Raw genomic sequence first — 8,929 nt, forward strand, 5'->3', positions numbered from 1 at the left:
CGGTGGCTTCGGTGAGCCGCCCTCGCCGTGACGCCTGGTCAGGCTAGCGCATCAGCGGCTCAGAGCGGAAATTTGGTGTCGGTCAGCCGCTCGGACAGCTCCCACAACGCGGCGGCGGTGGCGTCGCGTTTGGCCAGCGGGCTGCGGCCCACCGGCTTGGTCCGGCCGAACATGGCGAACGCCGGACCGATGAAGCTGTTGCCCGCGACATCCTGGGAGATGGCGTACAGCGTCTGCCGGGCGCCGAAGTCGGCGTCGGTGGCCAGCTTGTTGCCGACCGACATCAGCGCATCGCCGACCGGGTTGCCGGAGTGACCCTGCAGGTTGGTGTGCGAATAACCGGGGTGAGCGGCAACCGCCCGCAGTTTCGAGCCGGCTGTCTGCAGCCGGCGTTGCAGCTCGCTGGTGAACAGCAGATTGGCCAGCTTGGACTGACCGTAGGCCAGCCAGGCCGAGTAGGGCCGCGAGGTCCAGTTCAGATCGCTCAGGCTGATGTAGCCGATGTAATGCATCATCGAGGACACGGTGACCACCCGGTCGGTGACCTTCGGCAGCAGCAGGTTGGTCAGCGCGAAGTGGCCCAGATGGTTGGTGCCGATCTGGCTCTCGAAACCGTCGGTGGTGTTGGCATGTGGGACGGCCATGATGCCGGCGTTGTTCACCAGCACGTCGACGTGGTCGACGCCGTCGGCGAACTGCCGCACCGACGCCAGGTCCTGGAGGTCGAGCTGGCGCACTTCGACGTCGCCGGTCATCGCCTGCGCAGCGGCTTCACCCCGGCCGGGATTGCGGACGGCCAGGATCACCTTTGCCCCGACCCGGGCCAGCTCGCGGGCAGTCACGGCCCCCAGGCCGCTGTTGGCGCCGGTCACGATGACCGTGCGTCCGGCGAAAGAGGGCAGATTTGCAGCGGTCCACGAGGTCATGCAAAACACAGTAGTGCGGCGCCGGGCGGGCCGGCGATCTACTTAGCGGCGACGGTGAAGCCGTGCAGGATCGCCTCGACGCTGACCGCGTCGGCGACCGCCTTGTCGGCCAGGCTGGTGACCGCCAGCTGAATCAGATACCGGTCCGGATCCTCGCCCGGTCCATGCGCGATCACGATCCGGTTGATGGTGTGCAGCCGCTGGTCGCCGAGGTTGTAGCTGCCCTCGACCATCGAGGACGGGAAACCCTGGTAGTCGGCATCGGAGGACTCGAGCTGTCTGAAGTTCTGCGCCAGCCGGGCGTCGTCGTTGCCGTGCTTGACCAGCTCCTTGGCGTCGAAATTGCCGCCCAGTTTGAACACGATGAGCATGGCGTTCGGGAACGCGTCGGCCCCGGCGATCAACTCGGTGGTGGCCGGGATGTTCGGCCGGTTGATCCGCTGCCAGCCCTGCGGCGTCGGAATCGACACCGTCAGATCGGTCAACGTGGTCGGTTCGACGGGCTCGCCGGATATCCCGCTGCTCTCCAGGTACTGCGAAAACGGGACCGGCTTACCGGTCGGCGCGGCGCTGGTGGTGGTCGGGGTCGTCGACCAGATCGATTGGTAGTCAGGAGTTTTCGACCCGCACCCGGCTGTTGCCACGGTCAGGGCCGCCAATCCGGCGGCAATTCGTAGCGGCGGCCTCACAGAATCTCGCGGACCGTGTCGACCGGACGAGCCAGCCGCGTGCCTTTCGCTGTGACGACAAAAGGCCGTTCGATCAGGATCGGATGTTCGGCCATCGCGTCGAGCAGCCCGATCGTCACTCGCGTCGGCCAGATCGAGTTCGGCGTAGAGCGACTCGCGCTTGCGCACCGCGGCCCGCACGTCGATACCGGCGGCCCGGATCATCGTCGAGAGCTCGGCGCGCGACGGCGGTGCCTTGAGGTACTCCACCACTTCGGGTTCGATACCTGTGTCGCGCAACAACTCCAGGGTTTTGCGCGATGTGCTGCACCGGGGGTTGTGGTAGATGACAGCCTCGCCCGAACCCGAGGCCATCTAGGCGTCTCCGTCGAAAAGCCCTGTGACTGAACCATTTTCGAAGACCGCGCGGATGGTGCTGGCCAGCAGCGGTGCGATGGACAGCACGGTGAGTTGCGGGAACCGCTTTTCCTCGCCGATCGGCAGCGTGTTGGTGACGATGACCTCGCGGGCGCCGCAGGCCGCCAGCCGTTCGGCGGCCGGATCGGACAGCACGCCGTGGGTGGCCGCGATGATCACGTCCTTGGCGCCGTCGTCGTGCAGCAGTTTCACCGCGCCCGCGATGGTGCCGCCGGTGTCGATCATGTCGTCGATCAGCACGCAGGTCTTTCCGGCGACCTCGCCGACCACCCGGTTGGACACCACCTGGTTGGGCACCCTCGGGTCGCGGGTCTTGTGGATGAACGCTAGCGGAACGCCGCCCAGCGCGTCGGCCCATTTCTCGGCGATGCGCACCCGGCCGGAGTCAGGGGAGACGACGACCATGTTGCCGTCCGGGTAGTTGTCGCCGATGTAGCCGGTCAGCAGGTTCTGTCCACGCATGTGGTCGACCGGCCCGTCGAAGAAGCCCTGGATCTGGTCGGTGTGCAGATCGACGGTCACGATCCGGTCGGCGCCGGCCGTCTTCAGCAGATCGGCGACCAGGCGGGCCGAGATCGGTTCGCGCCCACGGTGTTTCTTGTCCTGGCGGGCATAGGGGTAGAACGGCAATACCGCCGTGATCCGCTTGGCGCTGCCGCGCTTGAGCGCGTCGATCATGATCAGCGATTCCATCAGCCAGTCGTTCACCGGTGCCGGAGCGGACTGCAGGACGAAGGCGTCGCAACCGCGCACCGACTCGTTGAAGCGGACGAAGATCTCGCCGTTGGCGAACTCGCGTGCGGTCTGCGCCGTGACGTGGGTGTCGAGTTCCTTGGCGACTTGCTCGGCCAGCTCGGGATGGGCGCGGCCGGAGAAGAGCATCAGATTCTTGCGGTTATCGGTCCAGTCGTAGCTCACGCGCTGCCCTTACTGATTCGAATCGGATGGCTGCCATTGGAATACTAGGTGGTCTCTGTGGGTCCGGACGGCGAGTCATCGCCGTCGGGCGGTTCAGGGGTGCTTTCCGATCGGGCTTGAGCGGCGGCCTGGGCGGCCGCGCTGCCGGGCCGTTTGCGCTCCACCCATCCTTCGATGTTGCGCTGCTGACCGCCCGAGACCGCCAGCGCGCCGGGCGGGACGTCCTCGCGCAGCACCGTGCCGGCCCCGGTGTAGGCGCCGTCACCGACGGTGACCGGGGCGACGAACATGGTGTCCGAGCCGGTGCGGACGTGCGAGCCGACCGTCGTGCGATGCTTGGAGGTGCCGTCGTAGTTGACGAACACGCTGGACGCCCCGATGTTGCTGTGTTCGCCGATGTCGGCGTCGCCGACGTAGGTCAGGTGCGGCACCTTGGTGCCGGCGCCGATCACGGAATTCTTCGTCTCGACGAAGGCGCCCAGCTTTCCCTGGGTGCCCAGCACCGAACCGGGCCGCAGGTAGGTGAACGGCCCGACCACCGCGCCGTCGCCGATCACGGCCTCGCTGCCGTGGGTGCGGACCACGGAGGCGCCGTCGCCGACGGAGACGTCGGACAGCGTGGTGTCCGGCCCGACGGTGCAGCGGCCGCCGATGCGGGTGCGGCCGAGCAGCTGGGTTCCAGGCTGGATGACGGTGTCGCGGCCGATGCTGACGTCGACGTCGATCCAGGTCGTGGCCGGGTCGACGACGGTGACCCCGGCCAATTGGTGGGCCGCGACGATGCGCCGGTTCAGCTCCGCGGCCAGCTCGGACAGCTGCACCCGGTTGTTGACACCGGCCACCAGCGAGCTGTCGTCGACGTGGCGGGCCTGCACCACCTGTCCGTCCTGCCGGACGATCGCGATGACGTCGGTCAAATACAGCTCCTGCTGGGCGTTGTCGGCCGACAACCGGCTCAGCGCCGAGCGCAGCGCGGCGATGTCGAACGCGTAGACGCCGGCGTTGACCTCGCGGATCTCCTGCTGGGACGGCGTCGCGTCGGCCTGCTCGACGATCGCGATCACCTCGTGGTCCTGGGTCCGCAGGGTGCGGCCGTAGCCGGTCGGGTCGCTCAAGGTGGTGGTCAGCACGGTGACCGCGGCGCCCCGGGAGTTGTGCGCGGCAACCAGGTCGGCCAGTGTGTCGGCGTCGAGCAGCGGGATATCGCCGGAGGTGACGACGACGACGCCGTGGAAGTCGTCGGGCAGCGCGGACAATCCGCACAGCACCGCGTGGCCGGTGCCGAGTTGCTGGTCCTGCGTCGCCGTGTCGATGGGCCGGCCCAGCGTTTCGGCCAGTTCGCTGAGGGACTGTTCGATCCGCTGGTGGTCGCGGCCCAACACCACGACCAGGTGCTGAGGCGCCATCTTGGCGATCGCATGCAGCGAGTGAGCCAGCATGCTGCGGCCGGCCAGGGTATGGAGCACTTTCGGAATGTCAGACCGCATCCGGGTTCCGGCCCCGGCCGCCAGGACGAGGACCGCTGATTCGCCGTGCTCAGTCGTTCCGGCCATCCACCCCTCCCTCGCTTGTGCCGCTACCCGCTCAGCGTGTCATTATCCGCACGCCTGCGGCAAAACCGACCGCCTACGGCCGGTTTCGGAAGAACATCGCGATGGACAATAATCATCGGGTGGACCGACGACGAACCGTGCAGGCCAGCCCATCGCCGATCGAGGCGCTCAAGCAGCTGCCCGCGCTGGTTCTCCTGGAGCGGATTCCGGTTCCCACCCTCGCGGTACTGCAGGACGGCACCATCGTCTTCGCCAACACGGCGTTCGCCGACATCCTGGGCCGGGACGCCGAAGAAGTCGTCAAGCTGAGGTTCTACGACATCTTCTACGGTGCGCTCGAAACGGAATCGGTGCTCTCGGTCGTCGACGGCCTGGCGAACATGGTCGTCGAGCTGGCGCACAAGGACGGCTCGACCGTGCGGGCGCTGATGAGCAGGTCCGCGCTGCGGCGGGCGGATGACGAAATCGCCCTGGCCACCTTCCAGGACCTCACCGAAGAGCTGTGGGCCAACGAGCAGTAGAGCTACGCCGGCTGGTCGGGCTCGACGTGGCGCAGCGCCTCGCGGGCCAGGAATTCGCGGTAGTAGCCCAGTGACGTCTCGGTGACGATCGCGGGAAACAGCAGCTCCCACATGTAGGTCAGGCGGCGGACCAGGTCGTTGCCGTCGCCGGTGTTCTGGCCCATCATCCGGGCGCCGAACGTCGCGCCGATGATCGACTCGCTGACCAGCCGGGGGTCGAGTTCTTCGCGAATGTCGCCTTCGGCGATCGCCCGGCGGGCTTCCGCCGTCACCGCCTCGATCCAGGCGACGTAGGCCTTGCCGGCGCTGTCGTTGAACTTCCCGAACGCCAGGGTGAGCTGTTCGGCGGTGCGCACGACCCTGTTGGTGGCGAACAGATCCGCGGTGACGAAGGTGCCGTGCAGGATGTTCTCCAGCGCCGGCGAGAACGAGTCCGACATCGCGCCCAGTTCTGATACCACCAGGTTGGCACCGTCATCGATGATGGCCGTCGCCAGCGCCTCCATCGAATCGAAGTGGTGGTAGAAGGCGCCCTTGGTCATGCCGGTCCGCTCGATGATCGCGCCGCGATCAGCGGACGCGAAGCCGACTTCGGTGAAAACGTCGACCGCGGCTTCGAGGATCTTTCGCCGTGTCGCTTCCGATCGAACCTGGCGGGCCATCGATTAATCCCTCCGGAATTCCGCTCTCATCGTCCGAACCGTCGGTTGTAACTCTGATGTGGCAGCGCAGCCTAACAGGCGGGTCGACGGCCGGTGGCCCGGTGTGGTGGTCACCTCAGCCCGCCAGCGCCGACGTGCTTCCGATCGCGATCCTGGTCCGTCGCTTGATGAACTGGCGGAAGTAGTCGACCCGCTCGGGACGGACGAAGCCGGGCAGCATCAGCGCCCACATCTTCTCGAATTCGCTGAGGAAGTGGCCGGGTTCGTCGAGGTCGGCGGTTTGTCGCAGACCCATGTAGGACGAAGCCAGCCGGCGTCCCACGTCTCGGGGGTCGGTGTCGTCGGCGACGTCACCTTCGCCGATCCCACGCTGCACGGCGACCGAGAGGTTGTCGATCCAACTGCGATGCAACTTGGTCTGCAGTCCTTCGACCCGGCCGATGGATTCGACCAGATGTAGAGCCGCTCGGGATATCTCCTCGCGGATGTCGCGGACCGCCAGCTGGTAGGAGAAGTCGATCAGCGTCTCGATGCCGGACAGTTTCCGGGCGAGCAGTTCATGGATCGCTTCTTCGGATCGGGCGATCTGGTGGTCGATGATCGCCAGCGCCAGAGCGTGCTTGGAGCGGAAGTGGAAATACATTGCGCCCTTGGTCAATTCGGCTTCGGCGAGCACGTCGTCGAGGCCGACCTGATGGAAGGGGAGCTGGGCGAATTTGCGTGCGGCAGCGCGCAGGATCTGCTGGCGTGTGGAATCGGCGCGAGTGTCGGTCGACTCGGTCATCGTGGGCCACCTAGTGCTGCTCCGCCGCGGGCGCCCGGCAGTAGGCCCCGGTCTCGAGGCGTTGTCGGGCAAGCGCGGCTGGCGCCCCACTGGCTTGAGGCGCGGTCGGACGAGCGTTGACGGGCCCCTTGTTTCGAGGCGCAGTAGTTCGAGCTTAGTGCAATTACGGTCTGCAAATCGCGATCGACGCGGCGCGCAGGCTGCGCGGGCCGCTTCGACGCTCAGTCGGTATGTGGTCATAGGAAACGTACAGATTTCGACCGAGTTTATCAAGTGTTAACGACGTTTAGTTTGATCTGGCCTTCACACCATGCAAAAAGTATGTAATAGTGCTCTCAACAAGAAGGTGGGTTTGTTCGGCGAGTGGCCTGAGTGTCGCAGCAGGAGCACCCGTCCCGCGGGCCGAGATCGATGAGTGTTTATGAGGAGAGCACATGTCGTACGTAACCACACAGCCGGAGTCGCTGGCCGAAGCAGCTGACAGCCTGGCGGGCATCGGCGCCGGAGTGAAGGCCGAGAACGCCGCGGCCGCGGCGCCGACCATTGGGGTCCAGGCACCCGCCGCCGACCAGGTCTCGATCCTGACCGCCGCGCAGTTCGTCGTGCACGCCAACCTGTACCAATCGGTGAGCGCGCAGGCTGCGGCGGTGCACGAGTTGCTGGTCAACACGCTGCAGGCCAGCTCCGGCTCCTACGCCGCCACCGAAGCCGCCAACGCGGCGGCGGCTCGCTAGGGCCGCACCATGGATTTCGGCGCTTTTCCGCCTGAGATCAACTCGGGGCTGATGTACTCCGGGCCCGGATCGAGCACGATCCTCGGCGCCGCATCGGCGTGGGACGGCCTGGCCTCCGAGCTGCACTCGGCCGCCGCATCGTCTGAGTCGCTGATCAGTGCTCTGACCGGCGGCCCGTGGCAGGGTCCGTCCGCGACGGCGATGGCCGCCGCGGCCGCGCCCTACCTCGACTGGATGACGTCCACCGCCACCCAGGCCGAGCAAGCGGCCAGCCAGGCCCGCTCGGCGGCGGGCGCCTACCACGTGGCTTTTGCGATGACGGTGCCTCCGGCGGTCATCGCGGCCAACCGGGCACAACTCATGACCCTGATCGCCACCAATTTCTTCGGGCAGAACACCCCGGCGATTGCGGCCACCGAAGCCCAGTACATGGAGATGTGGGCGCAGGACGCGACGGCGATGTACGGCTATGCCGACAATGCCGCTGCGGCATCGGTTTTCACGCCGTTCAGCGCGCCCCCGACGGTGGCCAACGCCGAAGGGCTGGCCAACCAAGCCGCGGCGGTGAATCAGGCCGCCGGCAACGCGCCGGGATCGGTGACGCAGACGATCACCAATGCGCTGCAGAGCATGACCTCGCCGGCCGCATCCACGTCGTCCGACTCGCTGCTGACCGACATTCTCAATGCGCTCGGACTCACCGGAACCGCATCGAGTGGTACCACAAGCACGGTGAATCCCATCACCGGCGCGATCGACAGCGGGTCGCTGCTTCAGCAGATCATCGCCCAGACCGCAATTCTCCCAGGCTTTTTCGTCATGCAGATGGGCGTCACCGCGCTGGCGCCGATGATCTACACCGCAGAGAACCAGGCGATGCAGCCGGTGGCAGCGGCTGCGGGTGGCGGCGAAGGAGCGGCTGCTGCTGCAGCGGGTGGTGCCGAAGGTGCTGCGGCCGCGGCCGGTGGAGCCGCAATGGAGCCGGCGTTCGGGGCGCAGGCGTGGGCCGGTGTGGGTGAGGGCGCCCAATTGGGACAGCTCTCGGTGCCGCAGAACTGGTTGTGGTCGGCCGCCCAGCCGATGGACGCCGTCGTCCCGATGGGCGCGCCGATCCTGATGCCGGCCAGCGGAATCGGCACCGCCGAGGGTGGTGCTCCGATGCTGCTCGGTGGCCTGCCGAGGGCTGCGGCTGCCGGTGCAGCAGCGGGGGCCGGTGCCGCCGCGGTGAAGTACGGGACGCGCTCGAAGGTGATGGCGCGCCCGCCGGCCGCCGGCTACCCGGCCGAAGAGTCGGCTCGCGTGGAGCCCGCCGCGTCAAACGGGCAGATCCCGAACGGCCACGCGCCGCAGGGGTACCGACCAGCAATTGTCTACGTGCCCGCCAACGGCACCGCGCCGGCGACGAACTAGTTCGCCGTCAACCATCAACTGAACCGAGGAGAGAAGATGCCATCTCGCTTTATGACCGATCCGCACGAGATGCGGGCCATGGCAGGCCGTTTCGACGTCCACGCCCAGACCGTTGAGGACGAGGCCCGCAAGATGTGGGCCTCGAGCCAGAACATCGCCGGGGCCAGCTGGAGCGGTATGGCTCAGGCCACTTCCTACGACACCATGGGCCAGATGAACACGGCCTTCCGCAACATCGTCAACATGCTGCACAGCGTGCGTGACGGGTTGATCCGCGACGCCAACAACTACGAGAGCCAAGAGCAGGCCTCGCAG

10 protein-coding genes and 1 pseudogene are annotated in these 8,929 nt (G+C 66.9%); 4 read left to right on the forward strand and 7 right to left on the reverse strand.

What is annotated here, in order from left to right:
- Positions 1-59: 59 nt before the first annotated feature.
- The 5 genes and pseudogenes from CYU59_RS22340 to glmU form a co-directional block, all read right to left on the reverse strand.
- Positions 60-926 carry an oxidoreductase gene (locus tag CYU59_RS22340; protein ID WP_293002803.1) on the reverse strand — a complete coding sequence of 289 codons (867 nt, stop codon included), beginning with the start codon at positions 924-926 and terminating at the stop codon, positions 60-62.
- A 38-nt stretch (positions 927-964) separates the two neighbouring features.
- Complete coding sequence (locus CYU59_RS22345) at positions 965-1,615, reverse strand: LpqN/LpqT family lipoprotein (RefSeq protein ID WP_293002834.1); 651 nt, start codon at positions 1,613-1,615, stop codon at positions 965-967.
- Positions 1,612-1,969 (reverse strand): annotated as a pseudogene (arsC, locus tag CYU59_RS29070) (arsenate reductase (glutaredoxin)). Before arsC ends, CYU59_RS22345 begins: the two are co-directional and overlap by 4 nt.
- Positions 1,970-2,950 carry a ribose-phosphate diphosphokinase gene (locus tag CYU59_RS22355; protein WP_293002805.1) on the reverse strand — a complete coding sequence of 327 codons (981 nt, stop codon included), beginning with the start codon at positions 2,948-2,950 and terminating at the stop codon, positions 1,970-1,972.
- Between the two features lie 44 nt (positions 2,951-2,994).
- A complete protein-coding gene (gene glmU / locus CYU59_RS22360; protein WP_293002807.1) occupies positions 2,995-4,503 on the reverse strand; it encodes a bifunctional UDP-N-acetylglucosamine diphosphorylase/glucosamine-1-phosphate N-acetyltransferase GlmU in 1,509 nt (502 codons plus the stop codon).
- A gap of 158 nt (positions 4,504-4,661) precedes the next feature.
- Here glmU and CYU59_RS22365 point away from each other — a divergent pair, with 158 nt between their 5' ends.
- A complete protein-coding gene (locus CYU59_RS22365; RefSeq protein WP_293002836.1) occupies positions 4,662-5,024 on the forward strand; it encodes a PAS domain-containing protein in 363 nt (120 codons plus the stop codon).
- Between the two features lie 2 nt (positions 5,025-5,026).
- Here CYU59_RS22365 and CYU59_RS22370 read toward each other — a convergent pair whose 3' ends face one another.
- Positions 5,027-5,686: a TetR/AcrR family transcriptional regulator gene (locus tag CYU59_RS22370; protein ID WP_293002809.1), complete on the reverse strand. Its 660-nt coding sequence runs from the start codon at positions 5,684-5,686 to the stop codon at positions 5,027-5,029.
- 115 nt (positions 5,687-5,801) lie between these two features.
- Positions 5,802-6,470 (reverse strand): TetR/AcrR family transcriptional regulator, encoded by a 669-nt coding sequence (locus CYU59_RS22375; RefSeq protein ID WP_293002811.1) that lies wholly within the window; start codon positions 6,468-6,470, stop codon positions 5,802-5,804.
- Between the two features lie 434 nt (positions 6,471-6,904).
- Between CYU59_RS22375 and CYU59_RS22380 the strand changes: the two genes are divergently transcribed.
- The 3 genes from CYU59_RS22380 to CYU59_RS22390 form a co-directional block, all read left to right on the forward strand.
- The gene (locus tag CYU59_RS22380) at positions 6,905-7,204 is read left to right on the forward strand and encodes a PE family protein (RefSeq protein WP_293002813.1); all 300 of its coding nucleotides are present in this window, start codon (positions 6,905-6,907) and stop codon (positions 7,202-7,204) included.
- A 9-nt stretch (positions 7,205-7,213) separates the two neighbouring features.
- The gene (locus tag CYU59_RS22385) at positions 7,214-8,614 is read left to right on the forward strand and encodes a PPE family protein (protein WP_293002815.1); all 1,401 of its coding nucleotides are present in this window, start codon (positions 7,214-7,216) and stop codon (positions 8,612-8,614) included.
- A 36-nt stretch (positions 8,615-8,650) separates the two neighbouring features.
- A partial coding sequence (locus CYU59_RS22390; RefSeq protein WP_293002817.1) for a WXG100 family type VII secretion target occupies positions 8,651-8,929 on the forward strand: 279 nt, incomplete at its 3' end.

This window comes from Mycobacterium sp. (assembly GCF_002863225.1).
Classification (GTDB): domain Bacteria; phylum Actinomycetota; class Actinomycetes; order Mycobacteriales; family Mycobacteriaceae; genus Mycobacterium.

What these genes read in the sequence shown, in the direction of transcription:
- CYU59_RS22340 (WP_293002803.1), bottom strand. Translation starts at nt 926, where the DNA reads ATGACCTCGTGGACCGCTGCAAATCTGCCCTCTTTCGCCGGACGCACG.
- glmU (WP_293002807.1), bottom strand. Translation starts at nt 4,503, where the DNA reads ATGGCCGGAACGACTGAGCACGGCGAATCAGCGGTCCTCGTCCTGGCG.
- CYU59_RS22370 (WP_293002809.1), bottom strand. Translation starts at nt 5,686, where the DNA reads ATGGCCCGCCAGGTTCGATCGGAAGCGACACGGCGAAAGATCCTCGAA.
- CYU59_RS22375 (WP_293002811.1), bottom strand. Translation starts at nt 6,470, where the DNA reads ATGACCGAGTCGACCGACACTCGCGCCGATTCCACACGCCAGCAGATC.
- CYU59_RS22380 (WP_293002813.1), top strand. Translation starts at nt 6,905, where the DNA reads ATGTCGTACGTAACCACACAGCCGGAGTCGCTGGCCGAAGCAGCTGAC.
- CYU59_RS22385 (WP_293002815.1), top strand. Translation starts at nt 7,214, where the DNA reads ATGGATTTCGGCGCTTTTCCGCCTGAGATCAACTCGGGGCTGATGTAC.